Annotated in this window: 20 protein-coding genes and 1 tRNA gene; 3 read left to right on the top strand and 18 right to left on the bottom strand. The window is 59.4% G+C overall.

Annotated elements, in window-relative coordinates:
• Positions 1 to 349: 349 nt before the first annotated feature.
• The 9 genes from rplT to recJ all read right to left on the bottom strand — a co-directional run bounded on the left by rplT (position 350) and on the right by recJ (position 11,389).
• Positions 350 to 709 (bottom strand): 50S ribosomal protein L20, encoded by a 360-nt coding sequence (rplT, locus tag KTF55_RS00005; protein ID WP_006234421.1) that lies wholly within the window; start codon positions 707 to 709, stop codon positions 350 to 352.
• 46 nt (positions 710 to 755) lie between these two features.
• Complete coding sequence (rpmI, locus tag KTF55_RS00010; RefSeq protein ID WP_006234422.1) at positions 756 to 947, bottom strand: 50S ribosomal protein L35; 192 nt, start codon at positions 945 to 947, stop codon at positions 756 to 758.
• A gap of 32 nt (positions 948 to 979) precedes the next feature.
• Positions 980 to 1,549 (bottom strand): translation initiation factor IF-3, encoded by a 570-nt coding sequence (gene infC / locus KTF55_RS00015; RefSeq protein WP_006234423.1) that lies wholly within the window; start codon positions 1,547 to 1,549, stop codon positions 980 to 982.
• Between the two features lie 431 nt (positions 1,550 to 1,980).
• Positions 1,981 to 2,067 (bottom strand) — tRNA-Leu (locus KTF55_RS00020).
• 39 nt (positions 2,068 to 2,106) lie between these two features.
• Positions 2,107 to 3,540, bottom strand: a complete 1,434-nt coding sequence (locus KTF55_RS00025; RefSeq protein WP_117769792.1) for a transglutaminase-like domain-containing protein — start codon at positions 3,538 to 3,540, stop codon at positions 2,107 to 2,109.
• A 352-nt stretch (positions 3,541 to 3,892) separates the two neighbouring features.
• Positions 3,893 to 4,759, bottom strand: a complete 867-nt coding sequence (fba, locus tag KTF55_RS00030) for a class II fructose-1,6-bisphosphate aldolase (RefSeq protein WP_217107712.1) — start codon at positions 4,757 to 4,759, stop codon at positions 3,893 to 3,895.
• A 194-nt stretch (positions 4,760 to 4,953) separates the two neighbouring features.
• Positions 4,954 to 5,637, bottom strand: a complete 684-nt coding sequence (locus KTF55_RS00035; protein WP_306794045.1) for an MBL fold metallo-hydrolase — start codon at positions 5,635 to 5,637, stop codon at positions 4,954 to 4,956.
• 88 nt (positions 5,638 to 5,725) lie between these two features.
• A complete protein-coding gene (locus tag KTF55_RS00040) occupies positions 5,726 to 8,086 on the bottom strand; it encodes a bifunctional (p)ppGpp synthetase/guanosine-3',5'-bis(diphosphate) 3'-pyrophosphohydrolase (RefSeq protein ID WP_217107710.1) in 2,361 nt (786 codons plus the stop codon).
• Positions 8,087 to 8,101: 15 nt separating this feature from the next.
• A complete protein-coding gene (gene recJ, locus KTF55_RS00045) occupies positions 8,102 to 11,389 on the bottom strand; it encodes a single-stranded-DNA-specific exonuclease RecJ (RefSeq protein WP_217107709.1) in 3,288 nt (1,095 codons plus the stop codon).
• 276 nt (positions 11,390 to 11,665) lie between these two features.
• Here recJ and KTF55_RS00050 point away from each other — a divergent pair, with 276 nt between their 5' ends.
• Positions 11,666 to 12,664 carry a bile acid:sodium symporter family protein gene (locus KTF55_RS00050; RefSeq protein ID WP_217107708.1) on the top strand — a complete coding sequence of 333 codons (999 nt, stop codon included), beginning with the start codon at positions 11,666 to 11,668 and terminating at the stop codon, positions 12,662 to 12,664.
• A gap of 27 nt (positions 12,665 to 12,691) precedes the next feature.
• Here KTF55_RS00050 and KTF55_RS00055 read toward each other — a convergent pair whose 3' ends face one another.
• The 8 genes from KTF55_RS00055 to KTF55_RS00090 form a co-directional block, all read right to left on the bottom strand.
• On the bottom strand, positions 12,692 to 13,492 hold the full coding sequence (locus tag KTF55_RS00055; protein ID WP_217107707.1) for a DUF4931 domain-containing protein: 801 nt from the start codon (positions 13,490 to 13,492) through the stop codon (positions 12,692 to 12,694).
• 3 nt (positions 13,493 to 13,495) lie between these two features.
• Entirely contained in the window at positions 13,496 to 14,173 is a 678-nt protein-coding gene (locus tag KTF55_RS00060) for a copper homeostasis protein CutC (protein WP_217107706.1), read from the bottom strand.
• Between the two features lie 175 nt (positions 14,174 to 14,348).
• Positions 14,349 to 15,050: an ABC transporter ATP-binding protein gene (locus KTF55_RS00065; RefSeq protein ID WP_035137222.1), complete on the bottom strand. Its 702-nt coding sequence runs from the start codon at positions 15,048 to 15,050 to the stop codon at positions 14,349 to 14,351.
• Between the two features lie 12 nt (positions 15,051 to 15,062).
• A complete protein-coding gene (locus tag KTF55_RS00070) occupies positions 15,063 to 15,923 on the bottom strand; it encodes an ABC transporter ATP-binding protein (RefSeq protein ID WP_055287178.1) in 861 nt (286 codons plus the stop codon).
• Entirely contained in the window at positions 15,913 to 16,992 is a 1,080-nt protein-coding gene (locus KTF55_RS00075) for a branched-chain amino acid ABC transporter permease (RefSeq protein ID WP_217107705.1), read from the bottom strand. The genes KTF55_RS00070 and KTF55_RS00075 overlap by 11 nt, the downstream gene beginning before the upstream one ends.
• 9 nt (positions 16,993 to 17,001) lie before the next feature.
• Complete coding sequence (locus KTF55_RS00080) at positions 17,002 to 17,883, bottom strand: branched-chain amino acid ABC transporter permease (protein ID WP_022095035.1); 882 nt, start codon at positions 17,881 to 17,883, stop codon at positions 17,002 to 17,004.
• Positions 17,884 to 18,022: 139 nt separating this feature from the next.
• Positions 18,023 to 19,210, bottom strand: a complete 1,188-nt coding sequence (locus KTF55_RS00085; protein ID WP_161155122.1) for an ABC transporter substrate-binding protein — start codon at positions 19,208 to 19,210, stop codon at positions 18,023 to 18,025.
• Between the two features lie 269 nt (positions 19,211 to 19,479).
• Positions 19,480 to 19,833 (bottom strand): hypothetical protein, encoded by a 354-nt coding sequence (locus KTF55_RS00090; protein ID WP_226790394.1) that lies wholly within the window; start codon positions 19,831 to 19,833, stop codon positions 19,480 to 19,482.
• Between the two features lie 184 nt (positions 19,834 to 20,017).
• On the opposite strand from KTF55_RS00090, the gene KTF55_RS00095 reads away from it, so the two are divergent.
• Positions 20,018 to 21,361 carry a homoserine dehydrogenase gene (locus KTF55_RS00095; protein WP_161155124.1) on the top strand — a complete coding sequence of 448 codons (1,344 nt, stop codon included), beginning with the start codon at positions 20,018 to 20,020 and terminating at the stop codon, positions 21,359 to 21,361.
• A gap of 214 nt (positions 21,362 to 21,575) precedes the next feature.
• Complete coding sequence (locus KTF55_RS00100; RefSeq protein ID WP_138340724.1) at positions 21,576 to 22,325, top strand: SDR family NAD(P)-dependent oxidoreductase; 750 nt, start codon at positions 21,576 to 21,578, stop codon at positions 22,323 to 22,325.
• 345 nt (positions 22,326 to 22,670) lie between these two features.
• Here KTF55_RS00100 and KTF55_RS00105 read toward each other — a convergent pair whose 3' ends face one another.
• Positions 22,671 to 24,233, bottom strand: coding sequence for a cation:proton antiporter (locus tag KTF55_RS00105; protein ID WP_006234446.1), 1,563 nt, complete (start codon positions 24,231 to 24,233; stop codon positions 22,671 to 22,673).
• Positions 24,234 to 24,289: the final 56 nt, after the last annotated feature.

Here is a 24,289-nt window from a genome sequence, read left to right on the forward strand (position 1 = left end):
TGTCCATCCTCGCAGTATCCGGTTCTCAAGGTGCACGCCCCGCGGCTCATCCGGTTCGACCGGGCCGCGCGGCAAGGAGATATATTGCCAGACCGGAGGGGCCCCGTGGGACGTCAATTCCACTCTTCACAAGTCCTACACAACATATTGCTTTCTATAGGTAATAGAAAGACTGGTGCGGATCTTCCGCACGTATCAGATGATGACCCTTTGGTTCAGGAATATATAGAGATCGGTCACCTGTAAGTGTATATCTACCCGCGCTTTTAGCAATGTAAACCGCGCTTCAGATAAAAAGAGGGAGCGCCGCGCACAACGCGACACTCCCCTAGCGATTCAAGAGAATCTATTAGGCCTCGAGAGCCTTCTTGGCGATGGTAGCCAGCTCGTTGAAGGACTCGATGTCCTCGTAAGCCATCTGAGCCAGGACCTTGCGGTCGAGCTCGATGCCGGCAACCTTCAGGCCGTGCATGAACTGAGAGTAAGAGATGTCGTTCAGGCGAGCAGCAGCGTTGATACGAGTGATCCAAAGAGAACGGATCTCGCGCTTCTTGTTGCGGCGATCACGATACTGATACTGCAGGGAGTGCTGGACCTGCTCTTTAGCATGCTTGTAAGTACGCGAAGCGGCACCGTAGTAACCCTTCGCACGGTGCATAACGGTACGGCGCTTCTTCTTGGCGGCAACAGCGCGCTTAATACGTGCCATGTTCTATCAACTCCTAGACGGTAAAACGAAAAACGGGAACGCGAACTTAGGCGAGACGCGACTTGATGACCTTGCGGTCGGCAGCGGCGATCTCGGTCTCCTGACGGAAGCCACGCTTACGCTTGGTGGACTTCTTGCTCAGGATGTGGCTCTTGAAAGCCTTGGCGCGCATAAGCTTGCCGGTACCAGTCTTGCGGAAACGCTTCTTGGTGCCGCTGTGGGACTTCATCTTAGGCATGAAATACTCCTTAATCGGTTACAGAACACTAGTTACTTGGTATCGCTTGCCGCTTTATCCTCATCGAAGGCGCCCTTAATCGGGGCGAGCAGCATAAGCATGTTACGGCCTTCCATCTTAGGCTTGGACTCGACCGTAGCGTAAGGCTTGAGATCCTCGGCGAGACGCTCGAGAACGTTAAGGCCCTGCTCCGGGTGAGCCATCTCACGGCCGCGGAACATGATGGTGATCTTAACGCGTGCGCCCTTCTTGAGGAAACGCAGAACGTGGCCCTTCTTGGTCTCGTAGTCGCCAACGTCGATCTTGGGTCGGAACTTCATTTCCTTGACCTCGACCTTGGACTGGTTCTTACGAGCAGCCTTGGCCTTCATGGCCTGCTGGTACTTGAACTTACCGTAGTCCATGACCTTGCAGACCGGCGGCTCCGCGTTGGGAGCGATCTCGACCAGGTCGAGACCCTGATCGTCGGCGACGCGCTGGGCATCGCGGATGGCGAACAGGCCGAGCTGAGAGCCATCGACGCCAATCAAACGGCACGAAGATGCAGTAATCTCGTCGTTGATGCGGGTGTCATCAGACTTAGCTATTTTCCCTACCTCCATTCATAAAAAAATAACCCGGCGCTTCTCAGCAACCAGGTCGTACACATAGACATCCTCGATTTGAGGAAGGGAATCTAAGTTGTATGACCAGTCAGCTGCTCATTGGCGCCAAAAGGTGGGAACCCTCGGGTTCCTCTTTAGGGCATTGCGGGAACAACGCCTTGCGAATAATAACACGTACAGCGCGTTATCACATTACGTACACGAAAAAGAGGCCTTGACCCCCTTGAACGCTCGCTTGCATGTATGGTGCCCGAGGCGAGACTCGAAGGGCCTTCGCTTCGCGAAGCCCCGGGCTTCGGACGCGCGGCGCCCTCGCCACGCTCCGCTACAAACAGGCCGCAGGCCTGTTTGCTTAACGCTTCGCGCGCTCACGCGAGTTCGGCACGAAAAAGGGGGCCGCAACCCCCTTGAACGCTCACTTGCATGTATGGTGCCCGAGGCGAGACTCGAACTCGCACGTTGTTGCCAACGGTGGATTTTGAGTCCACTGCGTCTGCCAATTCCGCCACTCGGGCACGTAATGCGTGAGTTAGTTTATCACAGCTTTCTACCGATTAGTCCGAAAATGGAACTTCGAGCATTTCGATGAGTTCGACCGTGCGTAGCATCTCGCGCTGACGGCATCCGCGACCGTCGACCGAAGCCTCACCCATCTGGTTATCGTAAGGGTCCTCGCGCATGCCGTCGAAAGAGGGCTCAAACTCTGCCTGGAATCGATTGTTGGCCACCATACGCCATGGGTCGAGATTGCCAAAGTAGTGACGGCGGCGCCACTCCTCCCCCATCCTGCGAGCAGAAGATCCAAATGACACGTCGGCGTTGAGCCAACCGGTCTGCGGCGTATAGAACTCTGCCCAGTCGTGCGACCCCACCGAATCGGGCGCAACGTAGAGGCCGCTCTGCCAACGGGCAGGCACGCCCGCGATACGGCACATGGTGATAAACGTGAGCGCCATAACGCCGCAATCGCCGCGGAGCGAATGCGCGCAGTCATCGGCAATAGATCCCAAAAGCAAGTACGGCGGCTGATAGCGATAGTCGATATACTGCGTCAGGTAATCATAGATAGCACGGGCGCGATCGAGCGGATCCTCGAGTCCGTCAACAACACCGGCCGTCAGCTGCTGCAGATACGGCGTGAATGCAATGTGCGGACGATCCTCGGAAATATCCTCGGGCAGAGGCGCGTCCATACGCGGATGAACCGGAAGTGCGCCACCGTAGACATCACAATAAGCAGCATCGATGTGATAACGATAAGTCACCGAGAATGAGCGCTCACTCGAAGAAGACCACGAGGCGGTACGCGCCGAAGCGTTCGCGGGAGCAACAGCACCCTCCGGCGTCATGTCGAGAATCTCGACCTGAGACTGTTGGCGGCAGGTGGCGGCTACGGGAAGCCAAGCGCGAACGGTCTCCCCCTCTAGAGCGCCGGGGACAGACAAGGACGCCTTAAGCGTAATAACGCGAGTCAATCCGTTTTGTGACTCCATCTCCTTGAGCATCTCGTTGCGCAGTGCAATTCCGTCCGTAGGATCGGGACGCATGCCGGGGACCTCTTTGGGATATACGCGAAGCGAATCGAGGAAGTTGTCGAGAACGAACAGCTCGCCATCGATAAAGCGCCAGTCAATACGCTTACGGTCAATCAGATCGTCAAACTGCTCCTCGGTAAACTCAGGCCACTCCTCGCGAATCATCGCAATAGCCCGATCGCGCGACACCGAAAAATGAAGCGGCGTCTCAAGCATGCGATACCGCTCGGCACGAACGCAGGCAGCAAGCGAGGGATCGGGATTCTGCCCCAAAAGACGATCACAAGCCGCAACAGCCTGCGTCAAATATCCGGCATCCTTGAGACGAAGAATCTCGGGCGGCAGTCCAATATCGAGATGACGGAAATCATCACAGCAAACATCAACAGAGCAACCAACAGGACCCTCGTCAATGACCTTCCCATCCGAAGGCAGCACATTAATAACAGCCATACCAAACTCCAAGTCATTAGAACTCTTGAAGCCCATTGTAGCGAGATAAAAAAGAAAGCCCCAATAAAGGAACCCTCAACACCGATAAACGGTACCTAGAAAAAATGAATTCAGCCCAGTAACCCTGTAGCGAGTTAACGAAGGAGGCCCCGTTTCCCCGGAGTTGATTCCGTCGCGCGACTTCTAGCGAAGCCAGTAGCCACCTTAATTCAGACTCGTAACCCTGCGGCGTTAAACGAAGGAAGCCCCGTCCCCCGGAACTGTTTCCTTGGCGCGACTTCTGGCGAAGCCAGGTGAGCGCAAAGGAAACAGTGTAGGGAGACGGGGCTTCCGGCGGGAAGTTTAGCGACGCTTACGCCTTGTTGACGGAGCCAAACTCCTCCATGAGCTCCTTGGTGCGGGCAACGATGTTCTCGCGACCAGGCTTGAGGAGCTTGCGGGGGTCAAAGCCCTTGCCCTGCTGATCCTTGCCAGCCTCGATATACTCGCGAACGCCCTTGGCGAAGACGAGCTGCAGATCGGTGTTGACGTTGATCTTGGAGATACCCAGGGAGATGGCCTTCTTGATCTGATCCTCGGGGATGCCGGTGCCACCGTGCAGGACGAGGGGCAGGTCGCCGGTCTGAGCCTTAATCTCGCCCAGGCGCTCGAAGGAAAGGCCAGCCCAGTCGGCAGGGTACACGCCGTGGATGTTGCCGATACCGCAGGCGAGGAAGTCGACGCCCAGGTCAGCAATCTGCTTGCACTCAGCAGGATCAGCGAGCTCGCCGCTGGAGGTCACGCCGTCCTCGGTGCCGCCGATGCCGCCGACCTCGGCCTCGATGGACATGCCCTTGGAGTGGGCAAGCTCAACGAGCTCCTTGGTGCGGTCGAGGTTAAGCTGGAAGGTCTCCTCGTGAGAGCCGTCATACATGATGGACGTGAAGCCGGCCTCGATGCACTTGAAGCAGTCCTCGTAAGAACCGTGATCGAGGTGAAGGGCGACGGGAACGGTAACGCCCGTGGCCTCGACGGCAGCCTTGACCATGTCGGCGCAGACCTTGAAACCGCCCATCCACTTAGCGGCACCAGCGGTGCACTGAAGGATCAGCGGAGACTTGGCCTCCTCGGCGGCCTGGAGAATAGCCAGGGTCCACTCGAGGTTGTTGGTGTTGAAGGCACCGAGACCGTACTTGCCGGCCTCGGCCTTCTTGAGCATGTCTGCTGCGTTGACGAGCATAAAAGAAACCTCCTGTAAGGTTGCTCCGATAACGCCTGAGATTTTACCACGACATACCCGAGCATAAACGTTCGTTTGTTCACGAATACCATCCGATTGGACAAATTTTGACCGTTTGCCCCACAGAATCGACCCACTGGGGAAAATAGCTTGACGATTGAGCGGTCTTCGTGGTTCGGACGACGGCTTCGAGCCTACATCTGCATAAACGGGTTCTGCATAAGTTCGCGCGCCATCGTGGTCGAATCGCCATGGCCCGTCAAGCAAACGGTATCGGGCGGAAGCATCTTGGCAAGTTTGGAGAGCGAGCGCATAATCGCCGCCTCGTCACCGCCGGAAAGATCGGTACGACCGTGGCTGCCCGGGAAAAGCGTGTCGCCCACAAAGGCGATGTTCCCCCGCTCGGTCGCGGCGAACAGGACGATGCCGCCCGGCGTATGCCCCGGCGTCTCGATCACCTGCAGGCAGACGTCGCCCACCTCGATTGTATCGCCCTCGGCAAGCAAACGCGTCGGCTCACCCGGATCGGGTGTCTCGATACCCCACATGGCGCGCTGCTCCTCGATATTTGCGCGAGGTACCGTCAAGTCCTTAGCGCACAACTCATATAGCGCGCTGTCGCCAACGACAGCTCGAACCCCGGCAACCCCGCCAACATGGTCGGCATGACCGTGCGTGCAGACAGAGCCGAGTACGCGCACCTCAGGATGCGCGGTGCGGATATGCTCCACAAGACACTCGCCCTCCCACGCCGGATCGACGATTAAGCACTCGTCATTCGAAATCACGGCGTAACTGTTGGTCTGAATGGGGCCGTTGACGAGCGCCTCAATCGAAGCCGCACCTCGGGGTGTCAGGTCCAAAGTCATATCGCCCATGCGCATACCCTCCTTCTAAAATACGTTCGAGGCACCAAACGATGCCTCGAACGTAACCAATATCTATGATGCTGAGAGGCTCTCGCACCTACACACGGCGCTTGAGCTGAGCTCCGCCTTCGCCGGGCATAAGACGGCGAGCGTCGTAGACCGAATCGACACTGCTGATGGAAGCCAGCAGCGGATCCAGACCACTCGCGTCCGAGATCTCGACCATAAAGCGCAGGGTTGCAATACCCTCGCGGTTGGTCGACGTGGCGGCAGAAAGGATATTGCCGCCCGCATCGCCAATGGCAATGGTGACATCCTTGAGCAGGCCCATACGGTCCAAGCACTCGACCACGATCTCGACCTGGAAGAGGGTGTCGGCAGCGCCGTCCCACTCCACATCGATCATGCGCTCGGGATGTTCCATAAGACCCTTGACGTTGGGGCAGTTGGCGCGATGTACCGAAACGCCACGACCGCGCGTGATGAAGCCGACGATGTCGTCGCCCGTCACGGGGTTGCAGCAATGAGCCAGACGGACCAGCAGGCCGCTGTTGCTCTCGCCCTTGACGATAATGCCGTTACTTGCGCTCTTGCCGCGCTTTTGCGGCTTGCGGTTGGAGCCGCGAGCAGGCTGTTTCACGACCTCGGCGATAGCCTCGGCCTTGGTGAGCTGTTCCTCGGGCTTGGGGTCCAAGATTTGCTCGACCTTATTGCCCACAGCGCGCGGGGCAACCTTGCCGGCGCCGACGGCGGCAAACAGGTCCTCGAGCTGCTTGAAGTTAAACTGCTCCGCTACGGCGTTGAGCGCACGCGTTGATCGCGGCGTAGAGATGCCATACCCGCGCTTGCGCAGGTCCTTGGCCAGTATATCGCGGCCGGCAGCAGCGTCATCGTCTTTGGTCGCGGCGGCGAAGTAACGGCGAATCTTTGATTTGGCCGAAGGTGTCTTGACGATCTTAAGCCAATCGCGCGACGGCTTAGAGCTCTTGTTAGTCAGAATCTCGACACGGTCACCCGTCTTGATTTCGTGCGTGAGCGGCGCCACCGCACCGTTGATCTTGGCGCCGACGCAGTGGTTACCGACCTCGGTATGAACGGCGTAGGCAAAGTCGAGCGGTGTAGAGCCGGCACGAAGCGCCATGACCTCGCCTTTGGGCGTAAAGACAAAAATTTCCTGGTCGAACAAGTCGACCTTCAGTGAGTGCAGGTATTCCTTGGCATCGGTGATCTCGTCAGACGCCGCCCAGTCGAGTGAGTGCTTAAGCCAGTTGATCTGGTCGTCCAGACGCTGCGCATCGTTGGTCTTAGAGGCAGACGATCCGCCCGACTTCTTGTACAGCCAGTGGGCGGCGATGCCGTACTCTGCCTGCTCGTGCATCTCATAGGTTCGAATCTGAATCTCAAGCGGGCGGGCCGTGGGGCCGATAACCGTCGTATGGAGTGACTGGTAGTTATTGACCTTGGGCATGGCGATATAGTCTTTAAAGCGACCGGGCATGGGATGCCACAAGGTATGCACGGCACCAAGCGTGGAATAGCAATCGCGCACCGAATGAGTGATGACGCGCAGCGCCACCAGGTCGTAAATCTCGGAGAACTCCTTGCCCTTGCGCTTCATCTTTTGATAGATGGACCAATAGTGCTTGGAACGACCGTTGATCTGAAAGCCCTCAAGACCAATGCGATTGAGCTCATCGGTGAGCGTCTTGATGGTCTCGGCAAGATAGCGCTCGCGAACCTCGCGCGATTCGGCTACCATGCGCGCGATGCGCTGGTAGGCATCGGGCTCCAAGTAGAAGAAGGACAGGTCCTCGAGCTCCCACTTGATTGAGCTCATGCCCAGGCGGTCGGCCAGAGGCGCGTATACGTCCATGGTCTCGCGCGCCTTAAACAGACGGCGGTCCTCGCGCAGGGCGGCAAGCGTGCGCATGTTATGCAGGCGGTCGGCGAGCTTGACGATGATGACGCGAATGTCCTTGGACATGGCGAGGAACATCTTGCGCAGCGTGAGGGCCTGCTTCTCGTCCATGCTGTCGACTTCGATGTTGGTGAGCTTGGTCACGCCATCGACGAGCTCGGCCACCGTATCACCAAACAGACCCGAAACATCGGTAAGCGAGGTCTCGGTATCCTCGACGGTATCGTGCAGCAGCGCGGCGCACACCACATCGCAGTCCATCTTAAGATCGGCCAAAATGATGGCAACCTCGACGGGATGGTTAATGTACATCTCGCCCGAGCGCCGCTTTTGGTTGCAGTGCTTCTCGGCAGCAAAGCAGTAGGCCTGCTCCACCTTGGAGAAGTCATCCTCATTCATATATTTGAGGCACAGGCGCTCCAGCTTGTCGTAGCTGTCCGCCATAATCTCGGGCGGCAGCTCATCAGCATGCTTATAGTGCTCCATCTCCGAGAACGGCTGGAGGGTGGAATCATGGGCGGTACGGGCTGCGGCATCCATCGAGGTCCCCTTCCCCTAGGCCCGCGGTACGATCGGGCGGTTAACTTTGGCTAGCATATCAGAAGCGCACGAATCGAGCGCCCAGCTCCGGAAAGCCGAGAACTCCATGCGCGAGCGCAAGCCCTCCAAATAGCGAATTGACCTGCTTAATTGCACGCGACCGGGATTTTCGGCCATCGCGATGCGACGCGTATCGTCAAACCCCGAAACGCGACAGAAACCAAGCTCTTCGAAGATTCCCAGGCCGCTTTCCACCGAGCGCTCGTCGACCGGCGTGCGAGCATCGATGGCAAGACACATCTGAGCGATGTCGATATCGCTCGCGCAGAATGAATCGTCCCCCGTCTTGCCGCGGTTGGAGCGCCACATGGTCTGCAGCGCTCGATAGAGCGTGACAAGCTCATCGCGCTCGGGCGCGTAACAATCGAGCAGGCGCTCGTTAATTCGGGCGTCGCGCGACGAATAGAGCAGGTGAATCACGGCGGGCTGGCCATCGCGGCCGGCACGGCCACTCATCTGGTTAAACTCAATCGCACCAAACGGCATGTGGTAGAGCACGACATGGCGGATATCGGGCAGGTTGACGCCCTCACCAAAAGCCGAGGTTGAAACGATGCAGCTGAGACTTCCGTCTCTAAAGGCTTCTTCAACACGGCGGCGATCGGAGCGCGCAAGCCCGGCGTTATAGAACGCGATATGGGTCGCACAGTCAGGCACGCGTTTGCGCAACGTCTTGGCAAGCGCCACGGACTGGTCGCGCGAGTTCACGTAAATGACGGTCTTCTCCCCCGTCGCCACGATCGACACCAGGCGATTTTCGCGGCTCGCAAGGTCACGGTCGTCCTCGAGCTGCAGGTTCTCGCGAACGGTCTCGTCGACCACCGTCCTGGTAATCGGTAATACACGAGCAAGCTCCGCCACAACCGGAGCCGTCGCGGTAGCCGTTGCCGCCATGACAACGGGGTCGCCCAGGGCCTTGAGGATATCGGGCATGTCGAGATAGGCGCTGCGGTCGCCGCCCTTGGCAAGACCGGCATGATGCGCCTCATCGATAACGACAAAACCGATGCGCCCCGAACGCGCAAAGCGATCGCGGTGAATGGACAGAAACTCGGGCGTCGTGAGCACGATGCCGGTGCGGCCCGAAGCCAAGCCGGCAAACACGTCATCGCGCGCCGCTTCCACGGTCTCGCCGGTCAGCACGCCTACGCCAATGCCGAGCGCGGCCATCGTCGAGGAAAGGTGATAGGCCTGGTCGGCAACGAGCGCGCGCAGCGGATAGACAAAGATACTCGCACGCCCGCGAAGAACCGCCTCGCGCGCGGCATGCACATGGAAGATAAGAGACTTGCCGCGCCCCGTTCCCATAACGGCCAGAACACTTTGGTGATCGGCCAGGGCATCGAGCGCCTCGACCTGCGCGCGGTGCGGCTGGTTCGATCCGATAAAGCTGTGAATGAGCGAGCGCGTGAGCTCGGTATAGGAAAGCTGGGCAAGCGTCTCGCGTTTACGCGACTCCAGGCGCAGTCCAGAATCCGCCGGTTGTACGCCGCGGCGAAGCTCACATGCCGGGTCGTCAACGCTGGGTGCCGTGGTATCGCGGACCAAGACATCTTTGATCATGAGCTTGGGCTTCACACGTCCCTGCCAATGCTCGGCAACGGCCTCGAATACCAAGTCGACGGCGCTGTCGCAATTGATAAGCCTATCGATCTGCGGTACGCGGAACATAATGGCAGGCACACTCGCGGCTCCATCCGTCGCCACGAAGCGCATATGCTCGCCGGTCTTACCCACCACGGCACGATCACACATCGTCACGCCCTCGGCAGCCAGCAGCGGCACCTTATTACCCTGGCCAAACGGCTCAAGGCGGGAAATCTGCTCGATGGTCTCGATATTCAATTCGGAAAGGTCGACCGTGGCGGCAACCTCATCGGTGTCCTCAAAGTCCTCGGCGGGAAGCTCGGACAGCACAGCGGAAAGGCGACGACGGAACTCGTCGAGCTTGGACGCCTCGATGGTCACGCCCACCGCACCGGCATGCCCGCCGCGGCGAATCAGCAGGTCGGAACAGCGCTCGACGGCTTCGAACAGGTTGACCTTGCCCACCGAGCGGCCCGAGCCACGTGCTATACCGTCCTCGATAGAGAAGAGCAACGCCGGCACGTGATATCGGTTGGTAAGGCGGCTCGCCACGATGCCTTTAACGCCCTCGTGCCAGCCCTCGCCACCCACGACGATTGCGCGACCGCCATCATAGGTCTCCTCGACCTTTGCCATGGCATCACGCGTGAGCTCCGCCTCAATCTCGCGACGCTGACGGTTGATCTCCTCGAGCTCGGCCGCCAGTGCACTTGCCTCGATAGGATCGCGGGCAAGCAGCAGGTCGAGCGCCAGCTTGGGATCGGCCATGCGGCCGGCGGCGTTTAAGCGGGGAATGAGCGAGAACGATAGACCGTCCGCCGTAATGGTAGCCAGATCGGCCTTGGCGAGCGCTGCAAGCGCGATGTAACCGGGACGAGCCGTCACGCGCATCTGCTGGATGCCCTCGGCGACCAGTGCGCGATTCTCGGGCGTGAGCGGCATCATGTCGGACACGGTGCCCAGTGCCGCGACCTCAATCAGCGAACGCCAATACGACGGCTTGCCCAGACGCTCGCCCAAAACCTGCACCAGCTTGAGCGCCACACCGGCACCGGCAAGTTCACGCGAGGGGCCCTTATCCTCGAGTTTAGGGTCGGTCAGGGGCACGCCCTGCGGCACCTGATCGGAGGGCTCGTGATGGTCCGTGACCACCAAATCGATCCCCAGGCTCTCCAGATAGGAAACCTCTTCTTTGGCGGCAATGCCGTTATCGACGGTCACGATCAGCTGGGGACGAGCGAGCTCGTTAACGCGGTCGAGCGCCGCGCGCGAAAGACCGTAGCCCTCGTCAAAGCGATGTGGAATAAACGGCGTAACATCGGCGCCAAACGTGCGCAGTGCCTCGGTCAACAGACAGGTCGATGTAATACCGTCGACGTCGAAATCACCAAAGACGGCGATGCGTTCGCGGTTGCGAATAGCACGCTCGACGCGGTCGGCAACGACCGACATGCCCGGGATAATGAGTGGATCGGCCCAATCACGGTCGAGCGAAGGCGTCAAAAATAGCTGGCCTTCCTCGATGGATGTAATGCCGTGCGCAACCATAATGCGCGCCACCAGCCCGGGTATGCCCAGACCAGCCGAAAGCTCCTTTTCGAGCTCGGGATTTTGCTGAGCGACCGCCCAGCGATGCGTCGTCTTAAGCGATGACATAGGCGCCCACCCCCGATAGGGGCAGGTCGCCGCAATACCTCTCACGGTTCATAGCGATGAGTCCTCTGTGTATGCCCGCTTCGGCAGGCAGATCTGTTGAACGGATTTATTATACCGTGCGGCGCGGACGCAAATCGCCGCAGCACGCCGCGGTTTCGGTAAACGATGCCGGTAATACCCTCGAAATAATCGAGCGTTTCTGACGCACGGACACATGTGAGCGTCTAGCATATCCAGTCAAAACGGATTCACGAGCAAAGGGAGTCACAAGAGCATATGAAACAATGGGTTGGACTGGGCAAGTTTCTCGCGGGGCACATGCAAATCATCGTTCCGATTTGCGTGGCGCTCGGCGTGCTCTTTCCTCAACAGATCGGCGTTCTCAAGCCCATCGTTCCCACCTTGTTTGCCTTTATGACGTTCCAAGGTGCGCTCAGCAACACCTTTCACCAGGTAGCCGAGGTGTTCCACCGTCCGCTGCACCTGATTGTGGCATTGTTGGTCTCGGCGGCGCTTATTCCCATCGCGGCCTATGCCATGGGATCGTTGTTCTTTGGTTCCAACCCCAACCTTGTCTGCGGCATCGTGCTCGAATACAGTGTGCCCGTGGCAGTCACCGCTTTTATGTGGATCAGCATGTTCGGCGGCAACGGCCCGCTCGCGCTCACCATCATCCTGACGTCCTCGGTTATATCGCCCGTAACGATTCCGCTCACGCTCAAGCTCCTGTTGGGCGCCACCGTCGCAATCGATGTTCCGAGCATGATGCAGAACATGGCCTTTATGATTGCCATCCCCGCCGTGCTCGGCATCGTGATCAACGAGCTCACGCACGGCTGGGGACACGAGAAACTCTCCCCCGCGCTCTCGCCCGCCTGCAAGTTCATGATGATGGGCGTTATTGCCTCCAACTCCACCGCCATGAGCGAGTACGTGCTACACATGAACGCGGTGCGCCTGGAAGTCGCCCTCTTTATTCTGGCGTTCGCCATCAGCGGTTTTGTCGTGGGCATTCTGGTCGCCCGCGCGTTGCACCTGCCGTATAGCGAGACGACCACCATGTGCTTTACCTGCGGCATGCGCAATATCTCTTCGGGCGCCGTCATCGCCACGCAATACTTTCCGGGCGAAGTTGTGTTTCCCGTCATGTGTGGAACGTTGTTTCAGCAGGTGCTCGCCTCGCTTATCGGACATCTCTTTGAACGTCTGACCGGCGAGGAGCGCGCCGCCCAGCGCAAGCGGGTCGAGGCCGGCCGCGATGCAATGGCGCGCTAAACCGTCCGCAGTGTGCGGGCGCTCACTTTACGATGTGAGCGCCTCCAGATGTGCGCGGAGTCGCTCCGCATCGACATCGAGCGTGGTCTCAGCATTGACCTGAGCCAGCCGATACCCGACAAAGTAGGGTGAAACCACCCAACGTGGAAGCGCCTTGGCAATGGTCCGGCCGCTCATGTGATAGAAGAACAGGTTGTACGACTCTGCACGACCGCCATGGTGCTCGTGCAAGATATAGCGCAGAGCTAACTGGATTGCGTCGGCGAAGAGATCCGCCTCGGCTTGGTCTCTCGTGTCATCGCTGGCGGCGATTCCCTGCGGGGCTGAAACGTTGATCTCAAAGAACCCCATGATCGGTTCGGTTGAGATGTTGACCGCGATTCTCCCCTGTCGCCAGACATTGATGCCTTCGAAATTGGCAGAAGTCAGCGAAGCATAGCCGTCTTCCTGCTCCAAACCCACAATCTGCATGTGCGGATGGACGAGGCTGCCGCCCGAAAGCGGGCCTTTGTTCTTGTACATGAGCACACTGCAGTACTGTTGGGAATCGATCATCTGCTGCCAACAGCCCAGGGCAAACCGCATCACATGATGCAGCTCATCCGGTTCATAGGTCACCAGGTCGGCGTCGTGATTGGCAGACTCGATCAATACGGTCTGACGTGTGGCCCGCAATGTCTTGAACTTATTCTCGAGCCAGATGCAGTCACCATCGCGCTGGATGATGTTGGCAAGCCCCTCCGTGTCGCAAAAGGGGCACGCGGTGCCAGGGCGACGATTATCGTCGGGCTTACCGCTCGCCTGCTGAACGTCAAATACCAGCGCCACGGGTTATACCTCTAGCGGCACGATCTTGGTGCCATGGAGCTCGGAGACGCCTAGCGCCGCCGCGACCGCGTCGCGATTTGCCGTAGTGATGCCGCCGCCGGGAAGGATGGTCAAACGATCGCCCGCATACTCGATTAAACGAGTCAGGTGATCGAAATTATCCTCGATCGACGTACCGGCAGCGCCGCCATGCGTGAGGATGCGCGTAACGCCGCAGTCGGCAAGTGTATCAATCGCATCGAGCTGAGCCTCGGGCGAGAGCTGGTCAAATGCCATGTGGAAGGTGATGTCGATGGGCTCACGCTTACATTCCTCGGTCGCGCAGCCCGCAGCCATCACGAGGGCGCCAAGCGTAAGCTCGTCGAGCGCCCATCCGCCGGCAAAGGGCTTGCAGCAGCCAAAGACCAGGCCGTCAACGCCGGCGCTCACAGCAAGGCCCAGGTCCATCTCCATCATGCGCAGCTCGTCCTGGTTGTAATGAAAGTCGCCACCACGCGGACGGATCATGCACATCACTCGCGCGTCATGCTCGTGAGCGTAGCTGACTGTAGCGCTAATAACGCCGGCGGAAGGCGTGGTGCCACCGACGGCGAGGTTGTCACACAGCTCAATGCGCCCCGCACCGGCCTCGATAGCCGCCGGCACCCGCTCAAAGTTCTCGGCACAAAACTCGTACAGCATAGATAGACCCCCAAAGACAGCAGATGTTTTCCGACGGGCATTGTCACACATCCCCATGAAGTTGCGGTGGAATAGGGACTGTTTTGGCGTCTAGCGCCCCCATTTAGTCCCTATTTCACCGCAACTTAAAAGGGGGCGCTGACCGGGTTGGTCAGCGCCCCCTTTGTTGAATGGATTAACCGCCCAGATAGGCCTTGCGGACGTTATCGTCGTGCAGCAGCTCTTGACCGGTGCCGGTCATGGTGATCTTGCCGGTCTCGAGTACATAGCCGCGTGTAGCGATGGAAAGTGCCATCTGCGCGTTCTGCTCGACCAAAAGCACCGTGGTGCCGGCCTTGTGCAGGTCCTCGACGATCTGGAAGATCTGCTCAATCAGAATCGGCGCCAGACCCATGGAGGGCTCATCGAGCATGAGCAGCTTAGGGTTGCTCATAAGAGCGCGGCCCATAACGAGCATCTGCTGCTCGCCGCCCGAAAGGGTGCCGGCGACTTGGCGACGGCGCTCCTTAAGGCGCGGGAACTGCTCGTAGACGCGCTCGAGACCCGGAGCCACCGTTGACTTGGGCTGCGTATAGGCACCCATTTCCAGGTTCTCCTCGACCGTCATCTGCAAAAAGGCACGACGACCCTCGGGAACCTGAGCCAGGCCCTTGCCCACCAGTTTATCGGCAGGCGTATGGGTAATGTCCTCGCCCATAAACTTGATGGAGCCGGTCTTGGAACGTAGCAGGCCCGAGACGGTTTTAAGCGTCGTGGACTTGCCGGCGCCGTTGGCACCGATCAGAGCCACGATCTCGCCCTCGTTGACGTTAAAGGAGATGTCCTTGATGGCGTGGATAGCGCCGTACCAGACGTTGATGTTGTAGACGGAAAGCATCGACTCTGCCATTTAGTTCTCCCCCTTATCCTGCTTGCCCAGATACGCCTCGATAACGGCATCGTTGTTCTGGATTTCCTCGGCCGTGCCCTTGGCGATGACCTTACCAAAGTTAAGCACGCAGATGCCCTCGCAAATGTTCATGACGAGCGACATATCGTGCTCGATAAGCATGATGGCGATACCAAAAGTGTCGCGAATCTTAACGATGTTCTCCATGAGCTCTGCGGTCTCGGACGGGTTCATGCCGGCGGCAGGCTCGTCGAGCAGCAGCAACTTGGGGTTGGTGGCAAGAGCGCGAACGATCTCCAGACGACGCTGAGCGCCGTAAGGCAGCGAGCCGGCCTGCTCGTTTGCCAGGTGCTCCATATCAAAGATGGACAGCAACTCCATGGCGCGTTCATGGGCGGCCTTCTCGTGCTTCCAGTACGTCGGCAGGCGCAGCACGCCCTCAAAGCCGGAGTAGCGCTCCTGGTTGTGCAGGCCGACCTTAACGTTGTCCTCCACCGTCATGGTGTTGAACAGGCGGATGTTCTGGAACGTACGGGCAATACCCATGCGGTTGACCTGGTAGACCGACTTGCCCGAAGTGTCCTCACCGTCGAGCAGGATGGTGCCGTGCGTGGGCTGGTACACCTTGGTGAGCAGGTTGAAGACCGTAGTCTTGCCGGCGCCGTTGGGGCCGATGAGACCGGCGATCTCGGTCTTACCGATGGTCAGGCTAAAATCGTCGACTGCCTTAAGGCCGCCGAATTCAATGCCCAGGTGGATGCACTCGAGCGCCGGGCGCTCGCCCAGGTCGCGATCGGGAACGATGGCGCCAGAAGGATACGGGACCATCTTGCCCTTGTTGAATTCAAACTTACTGGGCATCGGCTGCCACCTCCTTCTTAGAAGTAAAGCGGTCCTTAATGCGGCCGAAGAACGCTTTAAGCTGCGGGTTGTTGGTAAAGACCATGACCAGAATCAGTACAATGGCGTAGATGAGCATACGGTAGTCCGAGAACTGGCGGAGCAGCTCGGGAAGCACCGTGAGCAGTGCCGCCGCGATGACGGAACCGCGCATGTTGCCCAGGCCACCCAAGACCACGAACACCAGAATGAGAATCGACGTGTTGAAGTCGAACTTAGTGGCGGAGAGCTGCGAGAAGTTACCGCCGAAGAGGGCTCCGGCAGCACCGGCGAGGGCAGCGGAAACCACGAAGGCGATCATGCGGTACTGGGTGACGGAGATGCCCACGGACTCGGCTGCAATCTTGTTGTCGCGCACGGCCATAATGGCACGACCGGTACGGCTGCGAACCAGGTTGAGCACGATCACGAGTGCGACCATGACCAGGATGGCACCGGCGAGGAAGGTCGAGTACGTCGACACACCCGATGCGCCCTGCGCGCCCTTGATGATGGCGGTGCCGTCCTCGAGCAGATGCAGGTCGTCGATCGTAGAGTTGCCCGTGATGTTAAAGATCACGTGCAGGCCGCGGGAGTCGACGCCCACGATAAGGCAGGTGACGATTTCTTTGATGATCTCGCCAAAAGCCAGGGTCACGATGGCCAGATAGTCGCCGCTCAGGCGCAAGACCGGGATACCAATCAAGAAGCCCAAGATGGCTGCGGCGATAGCGCCGACCACAATGCTGATGATCAGGCGCATCGGGTCGGACGGAACGGCGCTCTCCAGCGCGACGGCGATGACGATTCCCGTATAGGCGCCGACGCTCATAAAGCCCGCGTGGCCCAGCGACAGGTCGCCCGCGATGCCGACGACGAGGTTAAGGGAAATGGCCATGACGATATAGGCCGTGATGGGAACCAGCTGACCGGCGATCATGCGCGGAATCATGTGGTTAGACTGCATAAAGAACACGATGGCGAACGCCACAAGGCACATGGCGTACGTGACAAAGTCGTGACGCGTCTGCTTGTCTTTAAGAAACTTCATAACGCTCACCTACACCTTCTCGGGGACGTACTTGCCCAAGAGGCCGGCAGGCTTGACGAGCAGGACGATGATCAGAACACCAAAGACGATGGAGTTGGCAAGGCTCGTGGAAATGTAAGCCTGCGCCATCGCCTCGATGATACCGATGAGAATGCCACCGACAAAAGCGCCGGGGATGGAGCCGATGCCACCGAAGACTGCGGCGTCGAAGGCCTTGATGCCAGGCATGGCACCCGTCGTGGGTTGCAGCACCGGCGAGTAGGAGCACAGCAGCACGCCGGCGATGGCGGCAAGGGCAGAGCCGATGGCAAACGTCATCGAGATGGTGCGGTTGACGTTGATGCCCATGAGCTGAGCGGCGGCCTTGTCCTCGGACACGGCGCGCATGGCTTTGCCCATCTTGGTCTTTCCTGTAAAGAACATCAGGCCGGCCATGATAACCAGGCAGGCGACGATGGTGACGAGCGAGACGGCGCTTACGTTGAACTTGGCCAAGAACTCCGGCACCTGGAAGGTGACGAGCGAAGTGAAGTTCTTGGGCGTGGCGCCCCACAGAAGCTGCGCGGCGTTCTGCAGGAAGTAAGACACGCCGATAGCCGTGATCAGAACGGCCAGCGGGCCTGCTTGGCGCAGCGGCTTATAGGCCAGACCCTCAATGAGAACACCGAGAACCGTGCAGGCCACGCAAGAGAGAACTACAGATGCCCAGCCCGGGAGGCCGAGATACGACGTGGCGCAGAACGAGACATAGGCACCGACCATGATGACATCGCCGTGAGCGAAGTTCAGCATCTTGGCGATACCGTAGACCATGGTGTAGCCCAACGCGATGATGGCGTAGACGCTGCCCATGGACAGGCCGTTGACCAGGTATTGGATAAAGACCGTCATGTTCCACATCCCCCTTTCGAATAGGTTTCCAGTTGATGTATGAAACAGGGACGTTACATCGTCCCTAGATACCAAGCAAGCAGGGAAGGCCAAAACCTCCCCTGCTTGGGATCAAAACCGCTCTATGTAAGGCGGCCAATTAGGCCTGTACGTACTTGCCGTCGGTGATGACGTACGCCGTGGGCTCCTTCTGGACCTGGCCCTTGTCGTTCCAGGAGAGCTTGCCAGTCAGACCGTCAACAGTAATGTTGCGCATAGCCTCGGGAAGTTTCTCGGCAACCTCGGTGGGGTCGGCGTCGACACCCAGGCCGGCCTCCTTGAGAGCCTCGACCACCGCATGCACGCCGTCGTAGGCGTCGGCGGCAAACTGGTCGGGGGTATCGCCGTACTTATCTTTGTAAGCGTTGACGAAGTCGGCGTTCTTCTCGTCGTCGGCTGAGAACGGGGTCATGAGCAGCAGACCCTCGGCAAGAGAGGTGTCGAAGCCCTCAACGCCCAGGATGCCGTCCATGCCATCGCAGCCCATCATCTTGACATCGTAGCCCATGTCCTTGGCGTTCTTGAGCAGGACGGACGCCGGCGTGTAGTAGATCGGCGCGAAGATCATGGTGGCGCCGGCCTGCTTGGCCTTGGTCAGCTGGTTGGTAAAGCTCGTGGCGGAGTCGTCCTTAAAGGTCTCCTCGTCAACAATCTCGAGCTTAGACTCAGCGGCCTGGGCCTTAAAGGAATCTGCGATGCCCGAAGAATAGGCGTCGCCGGAGTTATAGAAGAGCACGAACTTCTCGTCCGCATACTTCTGCGCCAGGAACTTGGCAGCGTTGACACCCTGGTTGGGGTCGGTGAAGCAAACCTGGAAGACGCAATCCTTGCCCTTGGTAACGTCCTCGGAGGACGCGGACGGGGTGATCATGAACGTCTTGGGGTCGTTACCGCACTCTGCGGCAACGGCAACCGACGCACCCGTGGTGGTCGGACCGACGAGGGCCTGCATGCCCCAGTCGAGCAGGGTGTTGAAGGCGTTGACGGCCTTCTCGCCGTCAGCCTGGTCGTCCTCGGCCTTGCTGACAAGCGGCAGCTCCTTGGTCGAGAAATCCTTGCAGCCAAGCTCGACAGCCTGTGTAACGGACTTGCCGTAGGACGCGTTGGCGCCGGTCAGCGGGCCGATGGTGCCGATCTTAAACGAAGCGTCGCCCGACGCGGAACCGCTGTCGCCGCCGTTGGAGGAGCAGCCAGCTAGAATGGACATCGCCCCCAGACCTGCTGCGCTCGCGATAACGCTCCTGCGATTCATAACAGGGTTCAATGACTTACCGGTGAGGCTCGACATGCGGCTCTCCTCTCAAATCTCGTCGGGTTTCGGTTACCCGACAGGCCATCCTTCGCCGTGTTCGGCGTTCGCAAAATACTAGACGCTTTAGTTAAGGAAAGTGGCGATTATTTCAACTTTTCTTTTGATTTGTTCATTTATCCATAATCATGCGTATTTCTGTCGGTTTATGCAGTTTAGCCACTTTATTGTGTGAAAGTAATGTTTCCGTTCTGTTACAGGCGTCCCCGCCCTGAATAAAACGGCCCCACCGGTCTCGTTATATGCACTTAGGCGGCGATGTACTTGCCGTCCTGAATCACATAGGCCGTAGCGGGCTTTTCGACTTGGCCCTCATCGTTCCACGTCAGCTCGCCCGTCAGGCCCTCGATCTTGATCTTGCGCATGGCCTTGGTGAGCTGGTTGGTAAAGCTCGTGGAAGAATCGTCCTTAAAGGTCTCGGTATCAACGATATCAAGCTTGGACGCCTTGGCCTGCTCGGCAAAGGCGTCGGCAACGCCCGAGCTGTACGTATCGCCGGAGTTGTAGAACAGGGCGACCTTGGCGTCCGTATACTTCTCGGCCAAGAACTTCGCGGCGCTGGTGCCCATGGTGGGGTCGGTGAAGCAAACCTTATGGTGCAAACGTTGACAGTTTGTTACGGAGTTCCGTTTGTAGCGAGCGTGTTTCCAATGTTTCCGCAGCGTTTCGGGGGTGGCGTTTTGTGCTGCTCCCGCTGCCAGGCAAGCACGCGCCCGCACTTCACGCTAGAATGCACTCAACCTTTAAGCGGTTAATCCATCCATAAGATGCACGAAGGAGCTATCTATGAGCGAACCCATGCGCACCGTGAACGTCGGTCTGATCGGTCTGGGAACCGTCGGCGGCGGCGTGGCCCGTCTGATCAAGAGCCACCACGATGAGTACCTGGCAGCCTACGGCATCGACCTTAAGCTGACCCGCGCCTGCGCGCTTGCTTGGGAGCAGGCCGAGGCAGCAGGCATTGAGCGCGAGGCCTTTACGAGTGACTGGCACGATGTCGCAACCGACCCCGCCGTCGACATCGTCGTCGAGCTGATCGGCGGCGAGCATCCCGCAACCGAGATCTTCACCACTGCCTTTGAGCACGGCAAGCACGTCGTCTCTGCCAACAAGGCCCTGCTGGGCCGTCACGTCGAGACGCTTGCCGAGAAGGCGCGCGCGTGCGGCGTGCAGATTAAGTGCGAGGCCAGCTGCGGCGGCGGCATCCCCATCGTGAGCACGCTTGAGCACGACCTGGTAGGCAACAAGATCCTGACCATCGCCGGCATCCTCAACGGCACCACCAACTACATCCTGTCGCGCATGGACGCCGAGGGCGCCGATTACGCCGACGTACTTGCCGACGCACAGGCAAAGGGCTATGCCGAGGCCGACCCGTCCGCCGACGTCGACGGCTTCGATGCCGCCAGCAAGACAGCCATCCTCGCCTCCATCGGCTTTGGCACCCGCGTTACCACCGACGATGTGTACCAGCAGGGCATCCGCACCATCGGTGCCGAGGATATCGCCCAGGCCCGCGAGCTCGGCTACACCATCAAGCTGCTGGGCATCGCCCGCAACACCAACGCCGGTGTCGACGTTCGCGTGCATCCCACGCTCATCCCGGCAGACCATATGCTCGCCAAGGTCAACGGCGCCATGAACGCCGTCTACGTGGTAGGCGACGCCGTGGGCGAGACCATGTTCTACGGTGCCGGCGCAGGCTCCTTCCCCACCGCGAGCGCCGTCGTGGGCGATATCCTGTCGCTCTCCGAGCAGATCAGCCGCGGCGTGGCTCCGCTGCCCGAGATTGAGCCCTATGGTCACAACCTCGCCTTTAAGCCCATGGACGAGCTCCAGACTAAGTACTATGTGCGCCTGAAGGTCGCCGACCGCGTGGGTGCCCTGTCCGAGACGGTCGACATCTTTGCCAAGCACAACATCTCGATCTCGCTCATCAACCAGGTCGAGGACGGCAAGTCGGGCGCCAGCGATACTTGCTCGGTCATCTTCCTGACGCACCGCGCGCTCGAGAAGGACGTCCAGGCTGCCACCGCCGAGCTTGCCAGCGTCGACTGCGTAGCCGAGGTCGCCAACGTCCTGCGCATCGAGGACGTTGAGGCTTGGACCGAAGGCGTCATGGCGAACTAGCTCAACGCTCGCCTAGCAATACACGCTTTGAGGGCTCCCGTCCGATGCGGGACGGGAGCCCTTTTGTCTCCTGCCCTAAGCACAACGGCAGAGCACATTTGCGCGAGCCGCTCATCGGTAACGCGGGCTACCGTTCACCGATATGCAAACACGGCCGATTCCAGTTACGGCTACGCTGTGCTGCGAATGTCCGCCCGCGATGAGAGGAAATACCATGTTGCTCGAGGGCAAGAAAGCAATCATCACCGGAGGCACGCGCGGTATCGGCTATGCCATCGCCTGCCGTTTTATCGAGGAAGGCGCCGCCGTCACCGTCTTTGGCTCGCGTCAGGAGACCGCCGATGCGGCCGTTGAGAAGCTGACAGCCGCCTATCCCGACGCCAAGGTCTGGGGCCGCTCCTGCGACCTCACCTCACTCGAAGCCGTGACCGAGGCCTTTACCCAGGCTGCAGCCGACATGGGCGGCTTGGACACGGTCGTCAACAATGCCGGTATCTCCCAGCGTTCACCCCTCTTGGACTACACGGCCGAGGAGTTCGCAAAGGTCATGGACCTTAACGTCGTCGCCGTCTTTAATGGCCACCAAGCTGCCGCCAAGATCATGACCGAGGCCGGCCACGGCGGCACCATCACCACCACGAGCTCGATGGTTGCCAAGTACGGCCAGCCCTCTGGCGTCGGCTATCCAACGTCCAAGTTTGCCGTCAACGGCATGGTCCAGTCGCTCTCGCGCGAGCTCGCCCCCATGGGCATTCGCGTCAATGCCGTAGCACCCGGTGTAACCAAAACCGACATGGTCGCCAACCTGCCTGAAGAGGTTATTAAGCCCATCGTCGCCACCATTCCGCTGGGTCGCATGGGCGAGCCCGAGGATGTCGCCAACGCCTTTGTTTTCCTGGCGAGCGACATGTCCTCCTACGTCACGGGCGCCGTGCTCCCCGTCGACGGAGCCGCCCGCTCTTAAGGGACCACAAGCCTCAGCTCCCAGCCTCAACATAGTCCAACAAAGAAGGCGCGCCGTCTGCATCAACTGCAGGCAGCGCGCCTTCTTCTGTTTGAAAGGGAAGCTGTGTCCCGGAATTCCGACTCAGACCGGGACGCAGCTTCCCTCAGGGCCATGTTTCGGAAAGAGCGCCCCGTTTTGAACGCCGATTCTGGGATACCGTTTCCGCAACGGATCTCTCGCGGAAACTGCATCCCACTCTGAGCGCCCATTCCGGGACACAGTTTCCCAACGGCCCCCGTTTCGGAAACCACATCCCGTTCCGAGCCTTCAAAGCGGGACGCGGCTTCCCCGAGAGAGTATCGACTACTTGCCGTCGTCGTCCTCGGCTTCTTCTCTTGCATAGAGCTCCAACATGCGGCGGCGGTATTCGCGCACGGCGAGCTTGGCGCGCTCCAGGCGGCGACGCTCGCGCGGGGTCAGCTCGGACGGGTCGACCTCATCACCATAGGTCTTATCGGCAAGAAGATGCGCCGCGTCCACGATGCGGGCATCGATGTGGCCGCTCGCCGCCTCGGCGGAAAGACGCTCGGCAATCGTATCGAGCGTAGGCAAGCCCTCGAATACGCGACCATGGCCATGCGAAGTCAGCAGCTCGTGCTCACGTGCGAGCAGGCTCGCCAAATCGTGATGGGCGCGCAGGATGTCGAGCGCATCGGATGGATGCTCGGCAACTTCTGCCACGGCGGCGACCGGCGCGGCGTCGACCACGCGGTAGAAGAGCTGCGCGAGCAACGGCATCAAGAACACCGTGATGGCACCGGCAGCGACCATGACCGACGCAATATCTTGCGACAGCGCGCCCGCGTTGACGGCAACGCTTGTCACGGCAACGATGATCGGCAGGGCCGTGGTGCAGTACAGGGCCACGGTAATGCGACCATACGCCGACACATCGCGCGTCGCAGGACAAATGCTCATAGAAATAAGAATGGGCACGGCACGAATAATCAACAACGCCACGATAAAGCCCACGAGCAGACCCGGGCGCGACGCCACGGCCGTCAGATCGATCTTTGCGCCCGATACGGTAAAGAATACCGGAATCAAAAAGCCGTAGGCCAGGCCATCGAGCTTGGTCTCGAGCGTATGGTTGCCCTCGGGGATGATATAGCGCAAGACAAAGCCGGCGGCAAAAGAACCCAACACGATGTCGAGATCAAAGACGGCCGAGAACGCCACGAGTGTGACCAGGATGAGCACCGTCAGGCGCACGAAGGTCTGCGACGTGGTATCGGCGCGTTCCTCGACAAACGCAAAGAAGCGGCTGCCGACACGCTTGGAGCGGCTTGGGACCACAGCCAGCAACACGCAAACCACCGCAAACAAGCCAAGGATTACGAGCGTTTGGATGCCAGTGCGGGCAGACAGCAGCACCGACATGGCGAGCACAGGGCCGAGCTCACCCCAGGTGCCATACGCGAGAATCGAGTCGCCCACACGCGTGCCAGTGAGCGAGCGCTCACGCATGATGGGCACGAGCGTGCCGAGCGCCGTCGAAGTGAGGGCAAGCGTCACGGCGATACCGTCGAAATGACTGACTGAGAACCACGGGGTAAAGCGCACGGCAAGCCAGGCGATACCAAACGTGACGACCCACGTCGCCAAGCCGTAGCGCCCCTCGACGCCCGTGATGCTCTTGGGGTCGATCTCAAAGCCGGCAAGCAGGAACAAGAAGGCCAGGCCCAGCTCGGACACAAGCGAGACCTCAGCATCTACATGGATGACGCCGAGCATATGGGGTCCCAGCACCGCGCCGAGCACGAGCAAAAAGACCGTCTCGGGAACGGGTTTTCCGGGAATCGCCGAGGCGATAAAAGGACTCGCAAAGGCCACGAGTGCGATGATGGCGAGCGAAACGAATGCCATGTGATGCCTTTCTCTTGTTTGCGCTTCACTGTAGCACCCTCGCCGTCCTCAACGCG

Origin of the sequence: Collinsella sp. MSK.8.10 (assembly GCF_019041915.1) — a bacterium.
Taxonomy (GTDB): Bacteria; Actinomycetota; Coriobacteriia; order Coriobacteriales; family Coriobacteriaceae; genus Collinsella.

Excerpts from the sequence above, each read along its gene's own strand:
- KTF55_RS00105 (WP_006234446.1), bottom strand. The coding sequence starts at position 24,233 with ATGGCATTCGTTTCGCTCGCCATCATCGCACTCGTGGCCTTTGCGAGT.
- KTF55_RS00065 (WP_035137222.1), bottom strand. The coding sequence starts at position 15,050 with ATGCTTTCCGTCTACAACATCAACGTCTGGTACGGCGCTATCCACGCC.
- rplT (WP_006234421.1), bottom strand. The coding sequence starts at position 709 with ATGGCACGTATTAAGCGCGCTGTTGCCGCCAAGAAGAAGCGCCGTACC.
- KTF55_RS00075 (WP_217107705.1), bottom strand. The coding sequence starts at position 16,992 with ATGAAGTTTCTTAAAGACAAGCAGACGCGTCACGACTTTGTCACGTAC.
- KTF55_RS00025 (WP_117769792.1), bottom strand. The coding sequence starts at position 3,540 with ATGGCTGTTATTAATGTGCTGCCTTCGGATGGGAAGGTCATTGACGAG.
- KTF55_RS00035 (WP_306794045.1), bottom strand. The coding sequence starts at position 5,637 with ATGGGCGATATGACTTTGGACCTGACACCCCGAGGTGCGGCTTCGATT.
- rpmI (WP_006234422.1), bottom strand. The coding sequence starts at position 947 with ATGCCTAAGATGAAGTCCCACAGCGGCACCAAGAAGCGTTTCCGCAAG.
- KTF55_RS00060 (WP_217107706.1), bottom strand. The coding sequence starts at position 14,173 with ATGCTGTACGAGTTTTGTGCCGAGAACTTTGAGCGGGTGCCGGCGGCT.
- KTF55_RS00095 (WP_161155124.1), top strand. The coding sequence starts at position 20,018 with ATGAGCGAACCCATGCGCACCGTGAACGTCGGTCTGATCGGTCTGGGA.
- KTF55_RS00085 (WP_161155122.1), bottom strand. The coding sequence starts at position 19,210 with ATGTCGAGCCTCACCGGTAAGTCATTGAACCCTGTTATGAATCGCAGG.
- KTF55_RS00040 (WP_217107710.1), bottom strand. The coding sequence starts at position 8,086 with ATGGATGCCGCAGCCCGTACCGCCCATGATTCCACCCTCCAGCCGTTC.
- KTF55_RS00050 (WP_217107708.1), top strand. The coding sequence starts at position 11,666 with ATGAAACAATGGGTTGGACTGGGCAAGTTTCTCGCGGGGCACATGCAA.
- KTF55_RS00080 (WP_022095035.1), bottom strand. The coding sequence starts at position 17,883 with ATGACGGTCTTTATCCAATACCTGGTCAACGGCCTGTCCATGGGCAGC.
- fba (WP_217107712.1), bottom strand. The coding sequence starts at position 4,759 with ATGCTCGTCAACGCAGCAGACATGCTCAAGAAGGCCGAGGCCGGCAAG.
- recJ (WP_217107709.1), bottom strand. The coding sequence starts at position 11,389 with ATGTCATCGCTTAAGACGACGCATCGCTGGGCGGTCGCTCAGCAAAAT.
- infC (WP_006234423.1), bottom strand. The coding sequence starts at position 1,549 with ATGGAGGTAGGGAAAATAGCTAAGTCTGATGACACCCGCATCAACGAC.
- KTF55_RS00100 (WP_138340724.1), top strand. The coding sequence starts at position 21,576 with ATGTTGCTCGAGGGCAAGAAAGCAATCATCACCGGAGGCACGCGCGGT.
- KTF55_RS00070 (WP_055287178.1), bottom strand. The coding sequence starts at position 15,923 with ATGCCCAGTAAGTTTGAATTCAACAAGGGCAAGATGGTCCCGTATCCT.